The organism is Streptococcus vulneris, from assembly GCF_019218685.1.
GTDB classification, from domain to species: Bacteria; Bacillota; Bacilli; order Lactobacillales; family Streptococcaceae; genus Streptococcus; species Streptococcus vulneris.
Genome location: NZ_JAHUZC010000013.1, coordinates 15713 through 41075 on the forward strand (window position 1 = coordinate 15713; position 25363 = coordinate 41075).

A 25363-nucleotide genomic window follows, 5' to 3' on the forward strand; every position below is an offset into this window, starting at 1 on the left:
AAAAATATGGAATTTATAAATCGTAGAGATGAACTAGATAAAATACAAAATGAATATAAACAACATTTAAAAACAGGTAAAAGTCAAGTTTATATTATTAGAGCGAATTCAGGTATAGGGAAGTCGGAGTTTATAAAAGAAACTATAAAACATTTTTCACAAACTCCTATTGAGATTCTTCATTTAGATGACACTGAAAACTCTTCTACATTTAGACGTTTTGTAATTGAGTTAGATAAAGTAAGCCAGTTCTATGGGTATCTTGATTTTAAAGCATTCTATACTAAAAAAATTAATAGTTCAAAGGCCCTGCAACTACTATTAAAAATGTCTTCTTTTTTTGGTCAAGCTTTTATTGGAATGGTATCTAAAGAAAATGGCTTAGAATCTATAATCTCTGAAGTAAATTTGCCTTCTTTAATACCTGATCCTAGAGAATACGAAACTTTTATTTTAAAAGCTCAAACTGAGAATCTATTTGAATACGCAAAATATGTACTAGATCATGAAAATTTATATTTCAATTTTCCAAACGCCTCAGTAATTGATCAAGAATCACTCGATTTATTGAATAAATTGATTGAAAAATCTGAAGGAAGTCTATTCATTTTTGAGTGTGCAGATAAAAAAGTTGAAAATAGTTTTAAAAATAGTCGCAACATAATATTGAGGACATATCAATTAGAAAAACTCTCCGATGAGCACATTAAACTATACATAAATATTTTGTCAAATCAGTTAGCATTACAAGCTGAACAAATTAATTTTACAACTTTACAGGATTCTATAAGAAAAGGAGATTTATCGGAAATCTCCTTAATACTAAAAGATTTTTCTGAGCGTTTGAAGGAAAATAAGGCTTCCAAATTACAGAGCATTTACCAGATTATTGAAAATATTTCTCAAACTCAATTAGTATTCTTACTTTTTGTATTCTACACAAAGAGAAAATTATCACTTACGGATTTAAGAGAAATCATGTTAGAGACTGATAAAACTTTTTCCCAAGAAGATATCGATTTTCTTCTTGAAAAAGGGCTATTAGACCAAGTTGAAAACTTCGTTTTTCTATCAAACTCTGTATCAGAAGTAATTAGACAAGAAACCTATTTCAAAAAAGAGAAAACATTTGTTGGCTCAATTCTCATCAGATTTCTTAACTTAAAGCTATCTCAAACAAATGAATTTGTTTATTTAGATACTCTTGTTGATTACTATATTTGTTCAAAATTTTTCTTACAAATTAAATTAATATTACCTAAGATACAGGAACGTTTATTAAACTTTGATTCACAACAAGGTCGTAAAGAGTATTTTGAAATTTTTTATTTAAATAGGCAGAGATTTATTGAGAAAGATAGTTCCTTCGCACTGTCGCTAGCTAAAATAGCCTATGATGCAAATTTATACTATGAGGCACTAGAGTTTATCAATCTTTCAACAGAAGTTACGGCAGACATAGTATTTGCCAAGTCCTTAATTTTAAATCGTTGTGAATTGTTTCCTGAATCCATTAAATACATTCAGGAAAATATTATGAATCTTAGTGAACAAAGCTCACAATTTTTCAAACTATCATTGATTAAACTAATGAACTTAATACAATTAGAACGTAGAGATGAGGCTAAAACAATCTTTGAAAATATTAAATTACAAGTAGATAATCCGTACTACCCGTATTTAATTAGAATTTCAAATGTATTTGAGCTTAGCTTTTCTGAACGACTAAGGAAAGTTGAGGAAATTTCAGGTAGAATTTATAGTCTAGAAAATGCAGAATTCTCTGGTCTAAATGCTATTTACTTGTCTTACTTGTATGCGGTCAATGATAAAATTAATGATGCAGAGGAGCAATTAAATAAAGCCAGAGATTTTTTTGGAGACAGCCTTATTTACAATCATATGATTCTTCATAACGAAGCCACCATTAAATTCCATAATAATGATATTGATAACTCTATCCCAGAACTGCTCAATAATGCTAAGCTAACTGCATATGATCAATATGATTTACTCGCAATTTATAATAATTTACTAGTTTACTATATTCTAAGCGACCAAATAGCAGATATTAATTGTCAAATGCTTGTGTATGAATTAGAAGATTTGTTAAACGAGACAGGTTTTAAAAGATTTATTGATAAAATTTATTATAACCTCTGCCATTATTATTATAGAATGTACAATTCTGAAAAGGTCGAAATGTACTGTAATAAACTAGCTGATAATCAAATCAAAAACTTCTCAGATTATAAAATGAAGTTAATGTATGAAACTTCGTGGAAACTCCCCCTTAATTTAAATGATGAGTAAAGAGTGTTTGTATCATTTCATCGTACGTATAGCCATTTATGTTGAATGTTTTAGGCACAACAGATTTTGGATATAACCCAGGATTGGCATTGATCTCTATTAGATAAAATTCTGCATTTTTTATTCGACCATCTACTCGTATCAATTTATTTGGAGACAAGTTCTTATAAAGTTGCTTTAAGTTGATAATATCTTTGTCGCTTAAATAGCAACTTTTTTCGATTTCTACACCGATTTTTTGTTTAATTTCTGAGGTATAAGCCTGATACTTGAATTCACTATATTCTGGAAAAATAAGTTCAACTTCTTCAAAAAATAACTTTCCTTTATTTTCCAAAATAGTAATAGCTACTTCTCTTCCTTCAATGTATTCCTCTACTAGAATACCATCAAAGTCCTTCATTAATTTCTTGAGGGCCATATCTGCCTGTTCCATATTTTCAACAATAGAGTTTTGTGTAATTCCTATTGATTCTGATTCATAGTTCGGTTTAATAATAATTGGATATTCAAAGTTCGCTAAAATTTCTTTAGTGTATGAATGAGCAAATACTAACAAACTTTTTGGGACTTTTATACCAAAATTTTCTGCAAATTTCTCTGTCATAAATTTATCTTGACATAAAACTTGTACATATGGGTCTGGGTTGAAATATTTAATTTTATAATTTTCACAAAATGCTGGGACACTCATGTTTCTAATTCGACTTTTATAGCCAAAATCAAAATTTAACACAAAATCGTCTAGGTGATTAAAAACACTTTTTTTGAATCTCTCAAAATTATCGTAAAATATGATTTCATCAATAAATTTAGAAAAACTTTTATAGAGAATATCTCTCAATTCATTGCGAGTGTATTCTCTGTTTTCGATAATTTTTGTTTGAATGGATGAATCTGGATTGACATTTAAAATGACTACTAATCTCATAATTTCTCCTACCGATAACTATTTATTATCACTAGTATACCATAAATTCATCTTCAGTAGCTTGAATTGTATAATGAATTTTTACTTAACATTAAATAGCAAACTATGATATTGGTCAACTATAGCTTAAAACACTGTTTTGAAATTATATCTAATACCTTTGAGTCAATTACAAACTTACAACGACGAAATATTTATATAGTCTGAAGAAAATAAGTACAAATTTATTAGAAAATCGAGATTTCATAGGATTAGAACGAAAAATTTCAATTTCAGAACTATATCCTCTAATGATTTTGAATCAGTCTTTTTTAAATTTCTAAATGATATGATAGCATTATCAAGTAAAAAGAAATTTCCCTGATTGGAGACCGTATCAAATCTTTACGAAAGACACATGACACAACCAGAATTTACACGAATTGGGGGTATTTCACGTAATAGCCTTAGTCGTTACTAGAACGTTACCAGTCCACTTTCAACGGGACTGATAGATGCTATTTGCTAGAAGGTCAACGTATCCTATGTCGATATTCTGGGGAAAGAAAAAATGTTGAATCCAGTTGAAGATTATGAAGTAACTCTAAAAATGGAGATTGTCAAGAAACGTGGAACAAAGTCTCCTAGCTTGTCTCTATCGTTATAAAGACAGTCCCTTTGATGATGAGAGAAATGATGAGTGTTGACTTGTCTGCTATGGTGAATACTAACATTTATCTGTTGACTACTTTAGAAGAACTGGAGCGTTACAGAGACTACTTGGATGGTATTTAGAGCATACTAGAAAACACCAGAAAATCGGATAGTAGCTTAATGAGTTTTTATGATATAGTTAGGAGGAGTTTGCCCGTACCTTAGCTTGCAATATTCACACACTGACGAGAGGAAAGAAAATGAGACAAAATCCAGTAGCTTTCTTTCGTGGCGAACTAGAAAGAAAACTATCCATTGTATCAAGCTCAAAGAGTTTCAGGGCAATATAATCATTATTGATGTTGATAGTTTTCGAGCACAGCATCCACTATTCATCAAAGAGAGATTCTCCAAGACCAGTAGAAAGAGAAACATCATAGAACACTTCTACAGGAAAACGTGTCACAACCTTATCATGAGATTGTTGTGTTTGAAGTAATTCCCCTGCGTACTCATCAACCTTATCTTAATTTTTTGAAGAGAACTGAAGATTGGGGCATAATCTTGTATTCTGATTTAAAATAGATTGTTGGAACATCAGGTGTTCTTGCCAGAGTAGAAAGATTTTTTTGATTTGGATTGGATTTCCCCATTTCCCACTTGTTGTATGAAGCTCTATTGATTTTTAATAGGTTGGAGAGTTCAGTTTGGGTATTCTACGTTCTTTAAGATGAATACTAGAAAACATAAGATAAAACTCCAGTTACTTTATTATGCAACAATTATGTCAAAAATTTTTCAAGATGTAAGGAAGAGATATATTTAAGGAGTTATTGGTTATTAAAGGTAGTGATTAAGTACAATTTATCACTAGTGTGATATAATTTTATTGAGCATGTTATGCTAATCGATGTTAGGAGATATGTATGATTTCTAGGATAATTTTACAAAATTTTAAGCGTTATAAAAGAGTTGATTTTATTTGTAACTCAGAAGTTAACATTTTCGTTGGAGAGAATGGTGCAGGAAAGTCGACGTTATTGTATGCTGTTGGATTAGTGCTGAGTGGAAGTCATAGTCAGATTGAGAGAAGTAGTTTGGCTAGTATCATTAATCAAGAAGCGATTTTAGATTTTATGGGAACAAAGGATATCAATCAGCTTCCTGAGGCCTTTGTCGAAATTTATTTTGATGAATTATGTACTGAAATTTCCTCTAACTTCAATATTGAAGGAAAGCATAACTCTCAAAAAATCAAAGCTTTTGGACTTTCATTAAAAATAATTCCCGATCAAGATTATATATCTGAAATTACTTCTGTCTTAAATGATAGTAACTGGACAGTCTTTCCATTTGAGTTCTATAGAGTTGAATTTTTGACATTTTCAGGGAAACCCTACTCCTCGTACAATAAACCGTATAAGTTTCTACATTCGATAATAAATACCAGTCTTATTGATACACAACAAGAAATTCAAAAACGCATCCATGAGGTGTATTTAGAAAATATATCAGCTGAAAATAGAGCAAAAGTTAATCATCAATACAGGATAAATTCATTTAATTTTTTAAAGACTTTAAGGAAGGATGAACTGTTGAAGGAGAATGCTTCAGAATTCCAACTTCATTTTGACGAATCAGAAAATTCATTTAGAAATTCAGTATCAGCTGTAAAAAATGGTGTAGATATAAAAAATTTAGGGCAAGGAGAAAAAGTATTATTAGGTGTTGAAAATGCATACAGTCATCTCAAGGAAACGGTTAAAATACTACTTATTGAGGAACCTGAGAATCATTTGAGCTTCCAAAACCTCCAAAAATTAGTTAGAATGCTAAGTTCAAAAACAGGTGTTCAAGTTTTTATTGGGACTCATTCAAATATGATTGCTTCAAGATTGGGTGTAGACAATCTTCTTTTTTTAGATAATGGTCAGATATCTAAACTTAAAGGTTTGAAAAAAGATACTGTAAGATTTTTCAAAAAATCTACTAATCAAAATTTATTGAACTTCTCTCTAGGTAAGAAGATAATTCTTGTTGAGGGGAATGCTGAGTATATTTTAGTAGAGAAGTTTTTCGAAATACTCCACTCCAAAAAGCCTGAAGAATTTAATGTATCAATTATTTCTGTAGATGGATTAAGTTTTGAGAGGTATTTAGAAATTGCAACCAACTTTACTGATAAAAAAGTAGCAGTTATAACGGATAACGATGGTGATTATGAAAGTAAAGTACAGTCAAAATATAGTTCTTATCAACAATTCCAGAATATAAAAGTTTCCTCTGATTTAGATAATGCTAATCGAACATTTGAATTATGTATTTATAATAATAACAAGGATTTGTTAGATTCTTTTGGTTTAACTAAATCTAAAGATTTATTAGGATATATGCTTAGGGAGAAGGCTGAATTTGCATTGCGATTACTAGAAAAAATGGAAACTGATCATAGAAGTGACGAATTTATTATACCTGATTACATTAAAGAGGCGATTGAATGGATAATAAAAGATTAATTCATGCCGTTGCTGGAAGTGGCAAAACAACTAAAATAATTGAAAGTATTAATCCTCAAAAAAGAAATCTTATACTTACGTATACAGAGACGAACCAGAATACAATCAGAGAAAAGTTGATTGACAAGTTTGGATTCATCCCTGAGTCTACTTTTATTTTTGGTGTTTTTGAGTTTCTATATAGTTTTTGCTTAGTGCCATATTTAGGGAAACGACCAAAAGGAATAAATTTTGATTATGAGCCTCAATGGAAATTTGATAACACTACTATAGATAATACTGGAAGAATTGTTCAGAATCAACTTTCTAAATCTCTATTAAGGGGTTCATTAATTTATAAGAGGAAAGAGATTGGATTTGATAATTCATATTTGGATAGAATTGATAAATTTTTTGATTGTATTTATGTAGATGAGTGTCAGGATTTTGAATCAGATGATTTTGATTGGCTTTTAAGTTTAAGTAATCTTAATGCAGAAGTATTTTTATTTGGAGATTTTTATCAAAAAACCTTTAGTACTTCAAGGCGAGCTAATAAAGGAAAAGGGATCCATTCGAGTTTTGAGAATTGGTTAAAAGTTCTTTATGATTCAGGATATGAAATTGATTTATCGAGTTTGTCAAAAAGTTATCGTTGTCCAAAAATAGTTTGTGACTTTATTGTTGATAAGTTAGCTATTGAAATTTTATCACATCGAGAAGAAAAGCTTTCTGCCGAAATTATTCTCATAGATTCAAAGGATAAAATAGAATCAATAATGACAAATGATAATGTTATGAAACTTTTTTATCAAAAATCTTATGAATATGATTGTAAAAGTCAGAATTGGGGGGATAGTAAAGGCTCTGAATATGACAATGTTTGTGTAGTATTAAATCCAACATCATACAAATTATTCGCAGCTGATCGCTTGAATGAACTTTCTTCACAAACCAAAAGTAAATTTTATGTTGCGTGTACACGTACGAGGGGAAACCTATATTTTGTAAATCAAAAAGATATCATAGATTATAAGAAGATAAAGTAAAGGAAATATTATGACAGAACAGTTTTTAAACATACCATTTGTAAGTTATTTTTTAACTACAAATAATCATGATAATCCAAATTTTATTGAGAGAGACACATTCTCCTATCGTTTTAATAGGAACATTGTGACTCATACTCAATCAAGGTATTTAGTTGCTCATATACCTAAAAGTTTTGAAGAGTTAGTTCTTCCTTGGCCTCTATCCTCATTTGTTGAAGAACCAAATTATATTACGGAATACATAAACATAGAGCTGTTAATTAAGAATACAGAGGGTATTATAGATTTAATTAAACAAACTCCTTTAGGCTGCGTTTTCATTCCTGAAGAATTAAAAGATCATCCTATTATTGAACAAATACAAGAAACAACACTACCTGTGATTTTTTTAACAGATGGAGTAGATATTCCTTTCAGCAAACTAAAATTGATTGTTGAAAAAAATAGCATTAATGCTAGTCAGATATTAGATAATAAAGTTACAATCTCTGATAAAACAAAAATTGAGCCGATTAGCATACCTCATAAGTACTTTTTGCGACCTTTAGAGATTGCAATCAATCGTAATAGAGGTTTGTACCTATCTATATTTGAAAATAGGCAGGAACCAAAACCATTTGATAACCCAACAACAGAAGGAAAACTAGTGGCAGAGGAACAAGCGATAAGTGATTTGAAATATTATTTAAAGCTCCTAATTGCAGAAAAGTATATCATATATCTTGCAAAACATGAAAAAGGAATTGATTCTTTGATTGAAATTATAAGGAAATGGGATGATTCAATAGATACTGCAGATTTAGACTTGGATATTCTTGAAAAATATTTTTTGAATCTATCGGATTATTTTTTTAAGAGATTTGATGAAATATCTTATCGAACAGATATGGTTTTTGTTTTGCCGATGGTAAATAAAACAAGTGTTGATTTGGTAAATAGAGAGTTTCAGTTACGACTGTCTAAATCAGTTCTTCGGCAGATATATGATTTTTCAGGATATTATGGAATAGGAATTGGTAAAGATTTTGAAAAGATGCTACCAATAATTTCTGACAGAGCATCAGAAAACTCAATTTTAGATTCCTTATCCCTTAATTTTACTCTAGATACAAAATCTCCGTATGTGCGTTTGCCTAACTTACCCTCTAAAGATATTGCTTTATGCTATTCGCATATGTTTAAAAATATAAAGAATTCCAATTTATTAGAAATTGAAAAATTCAATAATAATTTCCATAAAATATCTGAGAAGTTAAAGTTATCATTAGATGATGACTTTATTGATATTATTGTTAAACATGGAAAGCATATAAAATTCATTACAGATGCACCAATTGAATGGGTTAAATATAAAGATACTCCTTTGGGATTAATAAAATCCATCAGTAGATTGCCAATTATTCCTGGTAATACGCTAGTAAACTCAGCAAAAAATAATTTAAAAACAAAAATTCCAAAAGCTAATGTATCATTTTTAGTAATTAATAGTCTTAATGTATCTGACGAACTATATAATAATGGGAAAAAATTAGGGGAGTTATTGAAAGATTATTTTCCTAACCATTATGTTAATTACTATGAAGTTAGAAATAAAACGGATTTTATTCGTACAATGAATGAAAACCCTTCAACTTTTTTTATTTACTATGGGCACGGTAGTATGCCTGAAATTAGTAGAAATCAACCAGATCAGATTGGTAAACTTCATATTGGCGATGATGAAATTGATATGATTGAGTTAGAAAATAATTTAAAAGTTGTACCTGTTGTCACGATATTGGGAGCATGTCAGACTCAGGTATTGGATGCTCATTATTTAAACATTGGAAATATGTTTCTCGGGTTAGGAAGTCAGTCGGTATTAGCAACATATTTCCCGGTTGATGGTTTCTACACATTAAGTTTAATAGAGTCTGTTTTTAGACATCTAAAAAATTTTTTAGCCAATCAAGCGCCAGATTATATAAAAAACTGGTCTGATATTATTTTACAAGCTCGACGAACGCATTATATCATTGAACCAGTTAATACAATTATTGAATATTTAGATAAAAAGGGAGATAAAAATATAGTAGACCCAGAAATTTTGGCACAATATGCTATGAAATATTGTATAGAATCAAGCTGTAATGCTAACAACTCATATAGTTCTGTCATGGAGAAAAGTGTCATATATAGAGATGAAGCTTATAAAGAATATTTTAAAAACTATCCAGAATCGACTAGAATGTTAATCGATTATATTTTTAAACATAACTATGTCTTTCCAGAGGGTATAATATTTACATCTCTTGGTTCTCCAGAAAAAATCAAATTTGTATAGAGCCGTTTTATTGAGAGCATTCAGCTCTCTTTTTTACTCTCTATTCAACGCTGTGATATCTTTTCCAAATCTTCTCTGTTATCCTTATATCATTCCTAAAAAATTTTAACTAGGGGTTTGGGGGCGAAGCCACCAAGTTAACTTATCGTTGGCTATCAAAACTAGAAGGTTTTGGTCGGTTGACGATATGATTTTTGGGATATTGTGGACACAATATCTGAGCTCGCAAAGACCGAACAAGAAGCAAGTGAGGTCTTTAGGAAGCGTACTGACAATGTGAGGTAGACTTACACTGTCATACAAGTAGAATGTTGAAGGGATATCAGAATGGGACAAGAAATTAAGTCAATCCGAAAGCAATTTAGAATTACGAGACAAGAAGAAAAACAGATAAAAGAAATGATGAGAGAACAAAAAGTGGATAGTTTCTCAGAATTTCTTCGTCAAAATTTATTGAAAAAGAATTATCAGGATAGAATTTTTGAAAGTTGGTTCTCCCTTTGGCAGTCTCAAAAGTTTGAACAGATTAGTCGAGATGTGTATGAAGTTCTGGTTGTCGCAAGAGAAAATCATCAAGTGACTCAAGAGTACGTCTCAATCTTATTGACTTGCGTTCAAGAATTGATTGCAGAAGTGAATCAAGTGCAGCCACTCAGTCGTGAGTTCCGTGAAAAATATATGGGTTAGGAGAATGTAATGGTTTATCGCTATCGTACCAATCTCAAAAAAGTATTTCTAACTGATCCAGAATTACACCAATTGAATGAACGGATTGCTAAGAGCAATTGTCAAAATTTCTCAGTCTATGCCAGAAAAGTTTTACTTAATCCCAATATGTCATTTGTCACGATTAACACTGATACTTATGACCAGTTAGTTTTTGAATTGAGACGGATTGGAAATAACATAAATCAAATTGCGCGTGCGATTAATCAAAGCCATCTGATTTCTCAGGACCAATTACAAGAATTGAGTAAAGGAGTCGGAGAGTTAATTAAGGAAGTGGACAAAGAATTTCAAGTGGAGGTGAAAAGACTGAAGGAGTTTCATGGTAGTTACTAAACACTTTGCGACGCACGGAAAAAAATATCGTAGGCGTTTAATTAAGTATATTCTCAACCCTGATAAAACGGACAATTTGAAATTGGTATCTGATTTTGGCATGAGCAATTACTTGGACTTCCCTAGTCATGCAGAAATGGTAGAGATGTACAATGTCAACTTCACCAATAATGACAAGTTGTACGAATCCAGAAACGACCGACAAGAAAAACACCAACAAACTATTCATGCTCATCACCTCATTCAATCATTTTCTCCTGAAGATAATCTGACACCTGAAGAAATTAACCGCATTGGTTATGAGACCATGATGGAATTGACAGGAGGTCGTTTTAAGTTTATCGTAGCAACTCACACAGACAAAAATCATGTTCATAATCACATCCTAATCAACTCTATTGACCGCAATTCAGATAAAAAGTTGATATGGAACTATGCCTTGGAACGAAACCTCCGTATGATTTCAGACCGTATTTCTAAAGTGGCTGGGGCGAAAATTATTGAGAAGAGTTTTTCTTACCGTGACTATCAAAAATATAGGCAGTCTAGTCATAAATTTGAATTAAAGCAACGTCTTTATTTTTTGCTGCAGCAATCTAAATCGTTTGATGATTTTTTAGAGAAAGCAAAGTAGTTGCATGTTCAGATTGATTTTAGTCGAAAGCATAGCCGTTTTTTGATGACAGATAGAACGATGATAAAACCAATTCGAGGACGCCAACTCAGCAAACGAGATCTATATGATGAAGAATTTTTTAGAACGCATTTTGCTAAGCAAGAGATTGAAAGTCGTTTAGAATTTTTGTTGAACCGTGTCAATTCTTTAGAAGATTTAATAACAAAAGCCAAAGAATTGAATCTAACCATTGACTTAAAACAAAAAAATGTAACTTTTATCCTGGAAGAAGAGAATCAAAAGATAAGTTTGGGTCATCAAAAAATAAGTGATAAGAAATTATATGACGTCAAATTTTTTCAAGATTATTTTAAAAATAAGGAAGTCGTTGCTTCAGAAGGATTAGAGAATTTAAAGGAACAGTACCATGTTTTCCAGGAAGAACGAGATAAGGATAAAGTATCCACTGAAGAGATTGAGGAAGCCTTTGAGACATTTAAGAAAAAACGAGATATCGTTCGTGAATTTGAAGTGGAACTTGCAGAGAACCAAATAGAGAAGCAAGTTGATGAGGGCATTTATATCAAAGTGTCTTTTGGTATTAAGCAGAGCGGTCTTGTTTTTATTCCCAATTATCAATTAGATATTCTGGAAGAAGAGAATCAGACAAAATATAAAATTTTTATACGTGAGACAACTTCATACTTTGTCTATAACAAAGAACATTCGGATAAGAATCAGTATGTCAAAGGACGAACCTTGATAAGACAGCTAACCAACGATAGTCGAGTAATACCATACAGAAGACCTACAGTTAAGAGTCTACAGGAAAAGATTACTGAGATTAACCTCTTCATTGAATTAACTGAAGCAGATAAGAAATACCAAGACATTAAAGACGAGTTAGTAAAAGAAATAGCAGAGATAGATATAAAACTAAATCAAATTAATGAAAAAATCGCCAACTTAAATAAGATGGCGGAAGTGCTTATCAATTTGAAGAGCGAGGATGTGAGCAGTCGAAAGCTTGCAAGACATGACTTTTCAAAACTGAACTTGACAGAATCAACTTCATTAGAACAAGTGACTGAAGAAATAAGAGCATTGCAAGAGGAACTAGGTCACCATATTGGTGAGTATGAGAGACTCATAAAAAGATTAGAAACATTTGTAAAAATGTTGAATACTGGTAAAGGCTTTAATCAAAAGTTTGATACGGAGATTTCATTACAGTAATAGAAATGCTGGCAATGTAACTATCTCGACATTTTAAATTTATTTTATAGATATTTAAGGACAAATAATATATTTATTATCGTCAATTTATAATGATAATGCTGAATTAATTCAGGCTACCAGAGAGAAAGGACAGCGAGTGAGTTGTCCATGCAGGACTTAACTTGTTCTGCCCATGAGGTCATTATCTTTGAGGTTGCCAATAATCTATTGTTTAGAGATGTCAAAAACGGTAAGAATATGCAAAACCTCATCGCAGCATTATTATTCTGTGGCGATTTTAAAATAAAAATAGAACTTATAAAATCTGTATAGAAAACAGTTGCCTTTTCAAGTTAATTAACAGTGTCTAAAGTTATAGTTGTTTGGAAGTATTCACCCAGTTGACTGGTGATAACCATATCACCATGATGCAAATCAACGATTTGCTTAGTAATTTTCAATCCTATACCACTTCTACGAACACCAGAAATATCAAAGCTAAATTCTTCAATTTTATTAATGTTGTTAAGTCTGTTGGGAGAGGCCCCTATTCCGTTATCGCGTACGGTAATTGAAAATGTATTATTTGATAGATGCTTAAGAATGATTTGAATATCGCATCCAGAAGGATTATGAAGCACAGAATTATAAATCAGATTATGAATAATTCTCGATATCAAAGATTTTTCGACGTACGTTTTTTGATTAAACAAACCGTCGTCAGAAGTGAATTCAAAATTGAAGTCATGCCAAATCTCTTGATTAATAATTTGGATAATAATCTCCTTAAAAAATGGAACGATGTATACAATTTCTCGATTTAATATCAGATTACCATTTGTTAATCGGGCAAATATATTTAAATCATTAAGAAGGTTTTGGATATAATGACTTTCAACTAGGGTAGGCTTTAGATACTTAAGTAATAGATCATTATCAGTTTTTTCAATCGCTAGGGATGTGTTTGATACAATTACTGAAAGTGGTGTTTTGATATCATGTGCAATTCCAGAAATCCAATTTTCCTTAAATTCTTCATTTTCACGAAGTTTTTGATTGGCTGAGTTAATAGCAAGTGTTAATTTATCTAGTTCCTGTACAGATTTAACTTGTGTGTTTCCTCCATTTGGTAGTTTTACAATTGCGTTAATAATCGGTTTAATATTTCGATTTAGGAAGGTAACACTGTAGATATATAAAAATAAACAGAACAATATGTTAGCAAAAATCATTGATACAATAATGATTGGAAAAATTTGAATTCGATTCAAATCAAAATAATTATTACCATAGCGAATAATACTATCTTTTGGAAATGCAATAATATAGATATCGTTATCATTGTCTTTTATTTGAGTAAATACAGGATAGTCTTTTAAGTAGAACCTAGAGAAACGAACAACATCTGCAAAATTAAATTGATTAGCTATATCTTTGGGTTTGTCAATATTGAATTTTTCTTTGCCACTGTTCTTATCAATAATCATCATCCATAAATTATTTTCATCAATTAATTGTTTGGCTATCGGACTGACAACATAATTTCCATTAGTTAAAACAATTTCAGACGACACTGTTTCGATGATGTTTGATGCAGATTGTTGGCTACGAATATAATTTGCTGCAGTAACTAAAAGTATTACATCAACTATGATGATAAAAATAAACGATAGAATAAACTTTAGTATATTTTTTTTGAAAACATTCATGGGTTATACCTTAAATTATCTAAATAACAAGTTTATATCCAAGTCCTTTGACAGTAATTAGGTGATTAGGCTTAGAGGGGGTAAGTTCTATCTTTTCTCGGATATTTCGAATATGTACCATTAGAGATTTCTCATATCCAAAGCTCTCAAGTCCCCAAATTGTATCACAAATTGTTTCAGTAGAGACTATGTAATTTTTATTAGCATATAATTTTCGAAGAACTTGAATTTCTGTAGGTGTTAGCGATAGATTTTGACCACTTTTCTTAACACTGGCATTGTTCAAGTCAATGATACAGTCAGTTAGTTCAATGAGTTCAGATTCATCTTTATAAGCTCTTCTTAACAGTGCAATAATACGATACGTTAAAGATTTAGGTAAGAAGGGCTTTGTAACGTAGTCGTCTCCTCCCGAATCAAGTCCTCTAATTTCATCGTCAGGATTATTTTTAGCAGTCAAAAATAGAATTGGAATATCTGAGATTTTTCTCACATATTGAGAGAGTAAATAGCCTTCTCCGTCTGGGAGCATGACATCTAAAATAATTAGATCAATATGGGATACCGAAAAAACATCAATTCCTTCACTAATACTATAAGCGCGACTAATATTTTTAAAACCACGACTCACAAGTACCTCTTTAATTGATTCACTTAACGCTGTATCATCATCCACAATCAATATGTGTTTATTTAATAATTGTGCTTCAAAACTCATGTTTTCACCTCCAAAAGTTTACTTAATTATACCATAAATAAAGCTATTAGATAAAAGGTGAACATTTCATATTCGATAATCTTAAAGATAAATTTATGTTTTCTTTATCCAAGCTTTAAGATGCCATTGTAAGATAAACTTGTAACAAAGAAGATATCTAGATTGCCGATATTTAAAATAGAAAGAGGTAAATACTATGAAAAAAGAATATGAACTAATGAACACAATTCAGGAAATAAGTCTTGAAGAGTTAGACCAAATTATTGGTGCGGGTAAGAACGGGGTATTTAAAACCATTTCACATGAATGTCACATGAATTCGTTCCAATTCTTCTTTACATGTTGTTCATAAAGATTTTATAGAAAAGAGGTAGCTGTCATGAAAAAAGAATATGAACTAATGAATACGATTCAGGAAGTAAGTCTTGATGAATTAGAGCAAATTATTGGTGCTGGAAAGAATGGAGTATTTAAAACTATTTCGCATGAATGTCACATGAATTCATTCCAATTCTTCTTTACATGTTGCTCATAATATTGTGCGATTAGGTATCTTTGAAGTTACTCAAAAGAGGGTATTCCTCTTAAAAATTACAGACAGACCCAAGAACTATTTGAGGTTTGTCTTTTCTTTTGTCTATTCTGTAGATATAGTGAGAATGTATAGTTTTTGAATAAAGCTTGGAGTCAGGGGGAGAATTCGCTAAAAAATAGAAAAGGATAGATAAAGTAGTTCTTGATTTTTACTAATTTATAGTGAATGAGAGGATATGAATTGGTAGATATTAGATACAGTACTCTTTTTGATTTGTATAGATTATAAATTTATTTTAAATTAATTTTTTCTTAAAGTTATCTTTAAGTAACAGTATTAAAATCATCGTATAGGGAACATAATTATTAAGTGCCTAATATAAGAAAGAGGTTAAATGTTATGAGAATTAATAAAGAAATGTGTTGTGAGGCAGTAAATGTATTGCAAGAGATTCAAATTGATGAATTAGATATACTTTTAGGAGGCGGCAAGGGGCACGGTGTTAATACAATTTCTGCAGAATGTCGTTGGAACAGTTTACAAGCCATTTTTACATGTTGTTAGTCGCGGGAGGATAGTAGTATGAATGAAAAAGAAATTCTATATAGCCAATTTGACAGCTTTCCAAAAGTATTTATTGAAAAATATTTTCCAGAATTACTACTAGAGAATAGTGATATTATCAAAGATATTGAGAAAAAAATTTCTGATTATTACAGACCAACGCTAATCTATTTAATCAATGAAAAAAGAATTGAAGAAAGCTTGGTAGGTTCCTCATCGGAGATACGTTATGATTATTTTAATAATGTCCTATGTAAGAAAGGAATAATATTAGATGAAATTGAGCAACGTTTCTCGGATATAAATCATCGTGTTATACTCAGCATCCAGAAATACTTAGACTTAATGGAATATGTGAAAAATAGATTTATTGAAGATTTTTCAGAATTAGTAGATCAAGATTACATTAGTAGTAACTCCCTAATTCCTAATATAGATGCTATTAAGCTTAAAGTGACAGGAGATATTCATAACGGTAACGGGGTGTGTATTGTAACTTATCAGGAGCAAAAAGTTGTTTTTAAAAAGAAATCATCTAAACCAAATCTTCTTTTGAATCTTTTAGATGCTAGAGTTAGTGCTTATTTGGGCAAAAAAATCCATTTTATTCCTCAATTTTTGGATAAAGAAGAATATTTTTGGGAAAAATTTATAATTAGCAGACCATTAAATTCAAAAAAAGAAGCCGAAGAGTTTTATCGTAGAGTAGGTTACCTATTAGCATATTCCTATATTCTAAATATCTCAGACTTACACTTTGAAAATTTGATATCTGCAAATATTACTCCAACTCTTGTAGATGTTGAAACAATCTTCTCTATAACACCTTTTGACACGATAGCGAACAACGAAGCGACCTTCCAAATTATAGAGAACAGTAGAAATTCAGTACTTTCAACAGGTCTTCTTCCCATTGCTGAAGCAGATAAGATTTTCGGTGGAGATACTAGTGGAGTTCTTGGTGGAACTCTTATTGGCGAAGCTAAGATTGTTGTGAATTATAATCGAGATGATGTGCATGTTGAGAAGAAAAAATATCAGATTAAAAATCAAGATCATTTGCCTTATTTTCTTAATTCTATGGGAGAGAAAAATTATCTTAATGCGGCAGAATATATTGATTTCATTAAAGAAGGATTCAGAGAATTAGGTTATTTTTTTGTGAAGGAAAAGAAATATCTTGAAAAACTTTACTTGACTCATAGTGATATTCAAACTCGAATTTTGTTTCGGAATACTAGAGACTATAGTCTAATTCGACAACTACTTATTTCGCCAGTATACTGTAATCAATCACAGATACTATTTGAAAAAATGGCTAATAAATTACATGAGTATGATAGTCATACATTAGTCCAATCAGAGGAGAAGCAGTTATTAAATATGGATATTCCTTATTTTTATGTGAATATTAATAGTTGTAACATTAGAGATGGAGAGACAATTATTTGGAAACTAGGGACTTCTGCGTTAAGTGTAGTGATTAAAAAGCTAGAGAATCTAAATGAGGAGTTAATTGAAGAACAAATTAATTTAATAGAATTCTCAATAAAAACTACACAAGCATTGTATAGTACAGAACTTCAAGAGGAGTATCGAAAATATGAACGCCCCAGTAATGATGAAGAGGTATTATACACAGGAATTAATACGTTGGTTGATATTATTTTGAATGATGAGAGATATTCCTTCGGAGATAATAGTACAAACTGGCTCACTTTGAAAGTTACAGATTATGATGCCTTTGAATTAGTTCCAATGGATGATTCAGTGTACGAAGGGTTGGCTGGCATAGGTATTGCTTTATCTGAAGCTTATGACTTAGTTGATTCTTTGAGACAAAAAAAAATTATTGCTTGCTTGAAACGAATTTTTTCTACTTTATTAAATTCTTATTCTAAAATACAAAACACATCCTATTTCGTTGGGAAATTAGGCATTATCTCGGCTATTTTTAGAATTGGTTTAATTACAGACCAGAAACTCCCAAGCTATATGTCAGATATTATAGATAGTTATTGTTTAAACATAGATGTATCTCAAGCAGACTTTTTATCAAGTTTCCCAAATGAAATTACTGCGTTTAGAAATACAGATACTACGATAGAAAATCTATCTCAATCGCTTAATAAACTTAAAGAGCTAGGTATTTATGATGAAAATTACATTTGTTGGAACCGATTAGAAGTGAATAATGTTAGTCTTGCACATGGGAATTTGGGTGTTGAGATAGCATTGCTTTTGTTGGCTGGTCAATTGAGAAGCACTGATGCCTTAGATTTATTTAACAAGGCTAGAAATTTTGATAATCGCCAGAAGATTGATAAGGGGTGGGTTGATAAAAGGAATAACGAGACAAGTGCAAATTGGTGCCACGGTTCGACGGGAGTATTAGTTGCAAGGTTAGCACAGCTACAATTAGATGATAGATATAAGATTTTATCCGATTCTGAGCGTGAAGAATTGAAGAAGGATGTGGAACATGCGGCAGAACAAATTGTTGAAATTGGTTTTGATATGACTAATTTTTCCCTTTGTCACGGAACTAGTGGAAATTTACTGGCTCTTAGTTATTATATGAATTATTTGGGAAATGACGAGTCCAAAAAATTCAAAAGCATTTTAGATAGAGAATATAAAAAATTGCATGCATTTGGTTTAGAAAAAGGTTGGATGTGTAGTTTTAATACAAAGTATAATGTCTATGGTCTAATGACAGGAATTCCAGGTGTTCTATTTTCTACAGCAAAATATTTAAAAGAAGACAGTTCGCTTGACATTCTTATTCCTAATTTATAAGGGATAGAGAGGAAGAAGTACGATGAAGATTATTTTACAAAACAATGAAGAAGATTGTCTTTTGGCCTGTTATACTATGTTGTTGAACGACTTAGGGCACAGAGTTCCACTATATGAAGTTTATGATAGAGATTCATTGCCAGCAGATGGGCTAAGTGTATCTTATCTGTTGACTCTAAATGATAGATTTGGAGTAACCATAAATGCCTATCATGCCTCAATTGACGAGTTACTAAAAGTCTATCAAAAAACTAAGCAAAGAATGATTATCCATTGGAATAATGATCATTTTGTGGTTCTTGAAAAAATTACATCTGAGCAAGTTTTAATTGTAGATCCAGCTATTGGACAAGTAAGATACCGTAAAAGTGAGTTTATGGAGCATTATTCCGAAACAATGATTATGGTAAACAAAGGTAGTGATTTTAAATCACAAAAATACAACTCAATCTTTTGGAAGTATTTCAAGAAAACTCTTCAAATGAAACCAATTGCGTTATTTATGCTATCTTTGCTATTTATCCAAACAAGTGTATTATTGTTTTCAATAATTTTGCGACAAATGCTAGCAGATGATTTCAAGTTTAGTGTTAGTTTACTTTTATTAGGTATCGTTCTTATTTTTCAATTGTTAGGATATTTCATCAAAAATGGTGCTTTAGATAGATATAATAAAGATTTTGATGATTATTATAGTAGGGAATTATTTGGAAGGCTGTTACAAAAGCCATTGTTATATTTTCGAAATCATCTAAGTGGGGGAATTTCTGAAAAAATTAATTTTAAATCGACATTAAGAGATAATGTTACATTAAAAATTATTCCGTCATTTATAAGTCTTATTTCTGTTATTGTAATTTTTATCTATTTAATAACTATTTCAGTAAAATTAACCTTGATTTTAGTCGTAATGATTGCTATATATAGTGTGTTTTCTATAGTGCTATATTATAAGCAAAATGAATATAATCAGACCTATCTACAATATCTAATTGATTTCAATTCTGAACTACAGACTGATTTGGAGGATATAGACTATATTAAGATAATGAGGAAAGAAGATAATGTCTTCAATTCTTGGATGACAGTTAACAATCAAGTTACAACTAAATATTCGCAAATATTGAAAATTGAAAATTTGTCTCAACTGCTTGGAACTATATTTAACTACATTAGTTTATCATCAATAATAGTTATAGCAGTTTATTATAATGATTACATTAAGGTCTCGCTCCCGGATTTACTTGTATATCAGACTAGTATTTCAATATTGATTTCTGCAATTGAACAGGTAAAAGGAGCTGTTTTTGAAATACTTCGATTAGGGGTTTATGCTGAAAAACAAAGTGATTTGTTAAAAGATACGTTACCAATTACTGTACCGAGTGAAGACTCAAAGGATTATCTAATTCAAACTAATAAATTGAATTTTTCGTATGGCAGCAAACCAATCTATGATGATGTGAATCTGACAATTAAAAAAGGAGAAAAAATCGCTATTGTCGGGAAGTCGGGTAGTGGAAAATCTACACTATTGTTATTATTAGCGGGAATGCTACGCTATAGTGGTTCTCTAAAATACGGAATTAAGGAGTTTGAGAATTACCTGAGTGTAGTATTGCAAAACATGACGTTAAGAAAAGGAAGTATTTTAGAAAATTTGGAATGGATATCTGATGACTTATCTCCACTTTATCAGATATTGAATGATACGACAGCTGATGAGGTTATTTCTCAGTTGCCAAATAAAATACATTCTAAGCTATTGAAGCAGGGGAAGAATCTATCAGGTGGGCAGATTCAAAAATTACTTATTGCTAAATCTTTGATAAAAAAAGATGGAATTATTTTTTGGGATGAAGCTTTTAGTAATTTGGATGAACATAGTAAAAATAGAATCTATGAGAATGTACTACGAAGTACTAGATATTCAGATAAAACAATGTTGATGGTTAGTCATCATTTAGACATTGTTAATTTTGTTGATTACATCATTTTCATTGATAGTGAAACGGGGGAAGTAATCAAAGATAGCCATGAGAACCTTATGAAAAGGAATTCAAACTACGAGAACTTTATTCGTTCGAAAGTTTAAGGGAAAATTTCCTCTTTCTTAATGTTACCTTTAACTGGCAGAGATATAATTTATAGTATAAACAAGAGAAGGGAAAGTCTTTAAGACCAAGACTTACGAGAGGTAATATAGGAATGAAAAATATTATTGAATTACGTAAATTGTCAAAAGTTTACAAAGATGTTACTACGGTAGACTTAGAAAAAATCACAGTCCGAGAGGGAGAAATCTACGGTTTTCTTGGACCAAACGGTGCAGGAAAGACAACAACTATGAAAATGGTACTGTCTTTAGTAACGCCTACTTCTGGAGAGATTTTAGTTCATGGTCAGAACATCAAAAAAGATAAGACTTATTTAAACCAAATCGGTTCAATGATTGAAGAGCCCTCCTACTATCCTAATTTGACAGGTTATGAAAATCTACTTGTTTTTCAAAAAATGGTAGGATTTAAGAAAAGTAATATTTATCCGACTTTGGAGTTGGTAGGTTTGGCCGAAGAAAAGAATAGAAAAAAACTTGTTAAAGATTATTCTCTCGGTATGAAGCAAAGACTGGCACTTGCTTTCGCATTGGTGAAGAAACCGCGAATTCTATTGCTTGACGAACCAACCAATGGTCTTGATCCAGCTGGTATTCATGAAATTCGTGAATTGATTGTGAAGTTGGCGAAAGAAGAAGGGCTAACAGTATTTATTTCTAGTCATATCCTTCCGGAGATTGAGCATATTGCAGACAGAGTAGGGATTATTAATCACGGGCGCCTTGTTTATGAAGGAGAAATTGAAGCAATTAAATCTAACACATGGATTGAGATTGGTGGAGATTTTTCACAGAACAACATTGTTCAAAGTTTGATTGAGTTCGGTTCGGTAGAAGTATTGGACGCATCCGCAAGTCATATCAAATTAAGCAATATTAATAATGATAAACTAGCTGATATGATCAGTTATTTAACGGAAAATGGATATCGAATTTTTCGGGTAGTTAGAGAAAGTGAGACACTAGAGGACATTTTCTTAGATTTAACAAAGGAGGTATAAAATGTCAGGTATTTACATTGAATGGTTAAAAAGCAGGCGAACAAAATCTTTTTCCATAGTTGCTATCTTAATAGTCGTTGCTACGCTTTGGAATATCGCTACATTCTCATCTGCATTTTCACATCCAGAGTTAAAAACTGTAGGAACACTTTTTAGCAATCAAAATGTCAATCTTCTTATGTTTCCCATTGCAGTCTGTGTATTTGCAGCTCGCATTGTTGGAAATGAGCGTGAGGGGCAAACATTTAGGTTACAAGCTGCAAACGGTCAACATTTTCTAACTATTTTTAATCACAAACTCCTATTTATGATGATTTTCTTTAGCATCATGTCGGTAGTAGAAGTTACTGCTATTTATTTTTTTGGAAAACAGGTAGGTATCTCAATTCCCTTCTCAATTATTGGACTTCAGTTTGTTGGACAACTACTTGCAATATTTTCTCTGATTTGTATCTATTTAACCCTAGCAATGCTCTTGGAAAGGCAAGGTATATTATTAGCGTTAGGTCTGTTAGGTGGTTTTTTGGGAATTGTTTTAAACCCAAGAAGCAATGGTTTTGGTAGTTTACTCAATCCTATAACAGGTTTCGGTAGTTTAGCACCTTATAAGTACCAGTTCCTTGGAAATGGAGTATTTACATATATTTTTGACGAACAACTACTATGGAAACTAGTAGTTTATGTATTCTATTGTGCATTATTATATGGTTTGGCTAATATCATTTTGAAAAAGAGAGGAAACTAAGATGGGAAGTTATTTTTTAGCAGAATGGAAAAAAACGCGAAAGACTCAACTTTTATTGATCGGAATTGCCTTTCTGATTTTTTCTAGTTTTATTGGACTGGGAATCTATTTTGCTAGTCGAGAGGTATTAGTTGATGGGACGCAATCCCTTGTTTTATGGGGGCAGTTGACTTTTTATAACAGCACCTTGCTCTATCCCCCTATGCTAGCTATCATTACAGGACTGTTGATTATGCCTGAGTTTGAAAGGAAAACTCTTGATATGTTGAAGGTGAATCAAGTATCAATGGGGAAATTGTATTTTGGGAAATTGCTATGTAGTTTCATCATAATTTTGCCAGTTCAATTAATTCTGTTCCTTATTTTTATTATAGCAACTAAGGTTGATGGAATTACGTTAGATCTGAGTTTGCAAACTTATTTCAAATGGTTGTTCTTAGCAGTTCTAGCATCTTTTCCAATAATTACTCTTCAATCCTATGTAACTGTAAAAACTAGAAATTTCAGTAAAAGTGTGGGATTAGCAACTATTGGGAGCATGTTTAATTTTGTCCTCATCTTTATTAATGAAGACTTAACAAAATTTTTTCCATATTCTCAACCGATGATTGCGCTTCGTAGTCGGTCACTAGCGGATATGTCATTAAACGATATGATTATCTTTCTAGCAGTGAATATATTTTATAGTTTTGTTTTTTATAAATTTACTGTAGGGGCTTTGGAAAAAGATAAACAATATTGATATATAGTGCACTATTTAAAATTGAGTATCATCAGTCAGAAAAATTGAATTAAAGCTATATAGGTTATTCTGTGTAAAATGTAGATGTAGATGTAGATCTATATTTATATTCTAATTAATAATCTTCTTATGCCAATTTGGTATAAAATCTAAGATTCGTTCAAAACTTAACTATAATTTTCTTAGAAGTAAACGAATGTATAGGCGTGTCAGGGATCTTAGAGAAGATTATGATTATACGCAAGAGTATCTTGCTAAATATTTATCATGTAGTCAGTCGGCATATTCTAAAATCGAATCTGGTCAACGCCAGATTTCGATTGATTACTTGATTAAACTCTCAAGTGAGGAACTCCTAACAGCCTACAAGGAGGTCAAAGAGAAACATGACCAGATTCAGGAGTTTGAAGTTGTCCTAGCCGAGTATCATATTGATAAGGTGGTTAAGGAAGGTCTTTTCATCAAGATGAATTACGGCGTCAAAAAAGACGGCTTGGAGCTATTCAAATCTTCAGTCTAGTGTTTACGAACACTCAGCAACTGCTAACGGGGCATTCTCAGGCTGGCAATCACCTGGAGTAGAAGCACATGTTTCTAAATTCATTGGAACTGTACAGCTGAATGTTACTGGAATTGTAGGTAAGTACTTATGACATACAAAAACATATTATTAGGTAAAATGAGATACTTAATCCTGTTTTTGATTGCCATCCAGAGTGTCTTACTTGCTCTGGTAGCAATTTTTTTAGCAGGTTTACAGTATCAGCAGTCATGGCAGAGTTATAATCATCATTCCGGGACCGTAACAGTTTATCTTCAGAAGTTAACAGAAGAGCAATCACAAGATGTATTTAATTATTTTTTAGAACAGAGTGACTTGTCCATATGGACAAAACGTTCTGAAAGTAGTGATACAGGAGAAGGTCTAAATAGGATTTATATAGACATCCTTGGTAGCTCTGCTGGTTTTTCAGATTTTGAAAGTACGGGTAAAATAGTTGTATCACAACAACAATTTGCAAATTTATTATCTCATAGTGATAATAGTATGACTATTGGACTTGACAAAGGCTCAAATAATATGCTTTACGAGCTTCCAGATTTATTATTTAGCACGCCTGTAGTCATTGAACGATTAGATTATACTTTCCAAAACACTAATATGATTAATGGGATATACCATATCAATGGTCTCCACGATGCTGTCTCAAGAGATAACTTTCTGTTGCATCTTTCAAAGAGGTCAGGTATTTCTGTTGAGGATTTGACAAAAGAAAGTTTTGGAAGTAGTACTGATCAGGGAATTTGGGGAATAATACTTGCTATCAGCATCTTAGTAAATGCCTTCATTTTACTGATTCTATTCTTAATCTGTGTTCTTCAATCCTTTAAACATTTCGGAACATTGATTCTTTTAGGATGGGATAGAAAAGAATTATGGTCTGCTTTTTTCAAAAATTCTCTACTATTTTCAATCTACATTATTCCAATTATCTCTTTATGTAGTTGGTTGTTGTCAGGCTGGTCTAGTTTTGGTTTATCATCGTTTATTCTAGTTTTTGCTGGAGTCAGCCTCTCAGTCTTGTTGCTACTATTGATATTCATTATTCCAACGATTATTGTTTATTCGGTTTCTCCATTAGCCGCAATTCATAAACGATTACCAATGAAGCCTTTAATGGTAACATGCTTGTTATTCTATACCTTGGTAGCTGGATTCTAATGACAAAAATATAACCCTTGGAAATACTGGATTTTCAAGGGTTATTGTTATTTTGTGCGAATAAAGGG

At 31.3% G+C, this 25363-nt stretch carries 19 protein-coding genes and 3 pseudogenes; 18 read left to right on the forward strand and 4 right to left on the reverse strand.

Annotation, left to right across the window (positions count from 1 at the left end; translation table 11 throughout):
- Window positions 1-6 precede the first annotated feature (6 nt).
- A complete protein-coding gene (locus KUA57_RS08480) occupies window positions 7-2313 on the forward strand; it encodes a hypothetical protein (RefSeq protein ID WP_179211360.1) in 2307 nt (768 codons plus the stop codon).
- On the opposite strand, the gene KUA57_RS08485 is transcribed toward KUA57_RS08480, so the two are convergent.
- The gene (locus tag KUA57_RS08485; RefSeq protein WP_094753327.1) at window positions 2294-3244 is read right to left on the reverse strand and encodes an ATP-grasp domain-containing protein; all 951 of its coding nucleotides are present in this window, start codon (window positions 3242-3244) and stop codon (window positions 2294-2296) included. The genes KUA57_RS08480 and KUA57_RS08485 overlap by 20 nt on opposite strands.
- A gap of 360 nt (window positions 3245-3604) precedes the next feature.
- Between KUA57_RS08485 and KUA57_RS08490 the strand changes: the two are divergent.
- Window positions 3605-4018, forward strand: a pseudogene (locus tag KUA57_RS08490) (XRE family transcriptional regulator).
- A 380-nt stretch (window positions 4019-4398) separates the two neighbouring features.
- On the opposite strand, the gene KUA57_RS09650 reads toward KUA57_RS08490, so the two are convergent.
- On the reverse strand, window positions 4399-4530 hold the full coding sequence (locus tag KUA57_RS09650) for a hypothetical protein (RefSeq protein WP_250646346.1): 132 nt from the start codon (window positions 4528-4530) through the stop codon (window positions 4399-4401).
- Window positions 4531-4803: 273 nt separating this feature from the next.
- On the opposite strand from KUA57_RS09650, the gene KUA57_RS08500 reads away from it, so the two are divergent.
- The 6 genes and pseudogenes from KUA57_RS08500 to KUA57_RS08525 all read left to right on the forward strand — a co-directional run bounded on the left by KUA57_RS08500 (window position 4804) and on the right by KUA57_RS08525 (window position 12661).
- Complete coding sequence (locus KUA57_RS08500; RefSeq protein ID WP_094753326.1) at window positions 4804-6393, forward strand: ATP-dependent nuclease; 1590 nt, start codon at window positions 4804-4806, stop codon at window positions 6391-6393.
- On the forward strand, window positions 6375-7421 hold the full coding sequence (locus tag KUA57_RS08505; protein ID WP_218494064.1) for a TGBp1 family protein: 1047 nt from the start codon (window positions 6375-6377) through the stop codon (window positions 7419-7421). Before KUA57_RS08500 ends, KUA57_RS08505 begins: the two co-directional genes overlap by 19 nt.
- 10 nt (window positions 7422-7431) lie before the next feature.
- Window positions 7432-9747 carry a hypothetical protein gene (locus KUA57_RS08510; protein WP_049552028.1) on the forward strand — a complete coding sequence of 772 codons (2316 nt, stop codon included), beginning with the start codon at window positions 7432-7434 and terminating at the stop codon, window positions 9745-9747.
- Window positions 9748-10074: 327 nt separating this feature from the next.
- Window positions 10075-10434: an SAG1252 family conjugative relaxosome accessory protein gene (locus tag KUA57_RS08515; RefSeq protein ID WP_218494065.1), complete on the forward strand. Its 360-nt coding sequence runs from the start codon at window positions 10075-10077 to the stop codon at window positions 10432-10434.
- 9 nt (window positions 10435-10443) lie between these two features.
- Window positions 10444-10809 carry a plasmid mobilization relaxosome protein MobC gene (gene mobC / locus KUA57_RS08520; RefSeq protein ID WP_000263039.1) on the forward strand — a complete coding sequence of 122 codons (366 nt, stop codon included), beginning with the start codon at window positions 10444-10446 and terminating at the stop codon, window positions 10807-10809.
- Window positions 10796-12661: pseudogene (locus tag KUA57_RS08525) on the forward strand (SAG1250 family conjugative relaxase). Before mobC ends, KUA57_RS08525 begins: the two are co-directional and overlap by 14 nt.
- A gap of 335 nt (window positions 12662-12996) precedes the next feature.
- Here KUA57_RS08525 and KUA57_RS08530 read toward each other — a convergent pair.
- Window positions 12997-14352 carry a sensor histidine kinase gene (locus KUA57_RS08530; RefSeq protein ID WP_078238648.1) on the reverse strand — a complete coding sequence of 452 codons (1356 nt, stop codon included), beginning with the start codon at window positions 14350-14352 and terminating at the stop codon, window positions 12997-12999.
- A 19-nt stretch (window positions 14353-14371) separates the two neighbouring features.
- The gene (locus KUA57_RS08535) at window positions 14372-15070 is read right to left on the reverse strand and encodes a response regulator transcription factor (RefSeq protein WP_024056647.1); all 699 of its coding nucleotides are present in this window, start codon (window positions 15068-15070) and stop codon (window positions 14372-14374) included.
- Window positions 15071-15266: 196 nt separating this feature from the next.
- On the opposite strand from KUA57_RS08535, the gene KUA57_RS08540 reads away from it, so the two are divergent.
- From KUA57_RS08540 to KUA57_RS08585, 10 genes and pseudogenes are all read left to right on the forward strand, one after another.
- Complete coding sequence (locus KUA57_RS08540; RefSeq protein WP_033685037.1) at window positions 15267-15422, forward strand: lacticin 481 family lantibiotic; 156 nt, start codon at window positions 15267-15269, stop codon at window positions 15420-15422.
- A 27-nt stretch (window positions 15423-15449) separates the two neighbouring features.
- Entirely contained in the window at window positions 15450-15605 is a 156-nt protein-coding gene (locus tag KUA57_RS08545; protein WP_033685035.1) for a lacticin 481 family lantibiotic, read from the forward strand.
- 399 nt (window positions 15606-16004) lie between these two features.
- Window positions 16005-16169: a lacticin 481 family lantibiotic gene (locus KUA57_RS08550; protein WP_080713125.1), complete on the forward strand. Its 165-nt coding sequence runs from the start codon at window positions 16005-16007 to the stop codon at window positions 16167-16169.
- Window positions 16170-16187: 18 nt separating this feature from the next.
- Window positions 16188-18968, forward strand: coding sequence for a type 2 lanthipeptide synthetase LanM family protein (locus tag KUA57_RS08555; protein ID WP_125448197.1), 2781 nt, complete (start codon window positions 16188-16190; stop codon window positions 18966-18968).
- Between the two features lie 22 nt (window positions 18969-18990).
- Complete coding sequence (locus KUA57_RS08560) at window positions 18991-21063, forward strand: cysteine peptidase family C39 domain-containing protein (protein ID WP_033685033.1); 2073 nt, start codon at window positions 18991-18993, stop codon at window positions 21061-21063.
- 113 nt (window positions 21064-21176) lie between these two features.
- On the forward strand, window positions 21177-22085 hold the full coding sequence (locus tag KUA57_RS08565) for an ABC transporter ATP-binding protein (protein WP_218494066.1): 909 nt from the start codon (window positions 21177-21179) through the stop codon (window positions 22083-22085).
- A gap of 1 nt (window position 22086) precedes the next feature.
- Window positions 22087-22830 (forward strand): ABC transporter permease, encoded by a 744-nt coding sequence (locus tag KUA57_RS08570; protein WP_033685031.1) that lies wholly within the window; start codon window positions 22087-22089, stop codon window positions 22828-22830.
- Window position 22831: 1 nt separating this feature from the next.
- Window positions 22832-23572 (forward strand): ABC transporter permease, encoded by a 741-nt coding sequence (locus tag KUA57_RS08575; RefSeq protein WP_218494067.1) that lies wholly within the window; start codon window positions 22832-22834, stop codon window positions 23570-23572.
- A 196-nt stretch (window positions 23573-23768) separates the two neighbouring features.
- Window positions 23769-23918 (forward strand): annotated as a pseudogene (locus KUA57_RS09655) (helix-turn-helix transcriptional regulator); the annotation flags it as partial.
- A gap of 303 nt (window positions 23919-24221) precedes the next feature.
- Window positions 24222-25295 (forward strand): ABC transporter permease family protein, encoded by a 1074-nt coding sequence (locus tag KUA57_RS08585; RefSeq protein WP_250646347.1) that lies wholly within the window; start codon window positions 24222-24224, stop codon window positions 25293-25295.
- Window positions 25296-25363 lie beyond the last annotated feature (68 nt).

Bases quoted from the DNA above. Each gene is read 5' to 3' on its own strand.
- KUA57_RS09650 (WP_250646346.1), bottom strand. From the start codon at position 4,530: ATGGGGAAATCCAATCCAAATCAAAAAAATCTTTCTACTCTGGCAAGA.
- KUA57_RS08575 (WP_218494067.1), top strand. From the start codon at position 22,832: ATGGGAAGTTATTTTTTAGCAGAATGGAAAAAAACGCGAAAGACTCAA.
- KUA57_RS08540 (WP_033685037.1), top strand. From the start codon at position 15,267: ATGAAAAAAGAATATGAACTAATGAACACAATTCAGGAAATAAGTCTT.
- KUA57_RS08485 (WP_094753327.1), bottom strand. From the start codon at position 3,244: ATGAGATTAGTAGTCATTTTAAATGTCAATCCAGATTCATCCATTCAA.
- mobC (WP_000263039.1), top strand. From the start codon at position 10,444: ATGGTTTATCGCTATCGTACCAATCTCAAAAAAGTATTTCTAACTGAT.
- KUA57_RS08565 (WP_218494066.1), top strand. From the start codon at position 21,177: ATGAAAAATATTATTGAATTACGTAAATTGTCAAAAGTTTACAAAGAT.
- KUA57_RS08515 (WP_218494065.1), top strand. From the start codon at position 10,075: ATGGGACAAGAAATTAAGTCAATCCGAAAGCAATTTAGAATTACGAGA.
- KUA57_RS08480 (WP_179211360.1), top strand. From the start codon at position 7: ATGGAATTTATAAATCGTAGAGATGAACTAGATAAAATACAAAATGAA.
- KUA57_RS08535 (WP_024056647.1), bottom strand. From the start codon at position 15,070: ATGAGTTTTGAAGCACAATTATTAAATAAACACATATTGATTGTGGAT.
- KUA57_RS08505 (WP_218494064.1), top strand. From the start codon at position 6,375: ATGGATAATAAAAGATTAATTCATGCCGTTGCTGGAAGTGGCAAAACA.
- KUA57_RS08545 (WP_033685035.1), top strand. From the start codon at position 15,450: ATGAAAAAAGAATATGAACTAATGAATACGATTCAGGAAGTAAGTCTT.
- KUA57_RS08510 (WP_049552028.1), top strand. From the start codon at position 7,432: ATGACAGAACAGTTTTTAAACATACCATTTGTAAGTTATTTTTTAACT.
- KUA57_RS08570 (WP_033685031.1), top strand. From the start codon at position 22,087: ATGTCAGGTATTTACATTGAATGGTTAAAAAGCAGGCGAACAAAATCT.
- KUA57_RS08500 (WP_094753326.1), top strand. From the start codon at position 4,804: ATGATTTCTAGGATAATTTTACAAAATTTTAAGCGTTATAAAAGAGTT.
- KUA57_RS08550 (WP_080713125.1), top strand. From the start codon at position 16,005: ATGAGAATTAATAAAGAAATGTGTTGTGAGGCAGTAAATGTATTGCAA.
- KUA57_RS08555 (WP_125448197.1), top strand. From the start codon at position 16,188: ATGAATGAAAAAGAAATTCTATATAGCCAATTTGACAGCTTTCCAAAA.
- KUA57_RS08530 (WP_078238648.1), bottom strand. From the start codon at position 14,352: ATGAATGTTTTCAAAAAAAATATACTAAAGTTTATTCTATCGTTTATT.
- KUA57_RS08560 (WP_033685033.1), top strand. From the start codon at position 18,991: ATGAAGATTATTTTACAAAACAATGAAGAAGATTGTCTTTTGGCCTGT.
- KUA57_RS08585 (WP_250646347.1), top strand. From the start codon at position 24,222: ATGACATACAAAAACATATTATTAGGTAAAATGAGATACTTAATCCTG.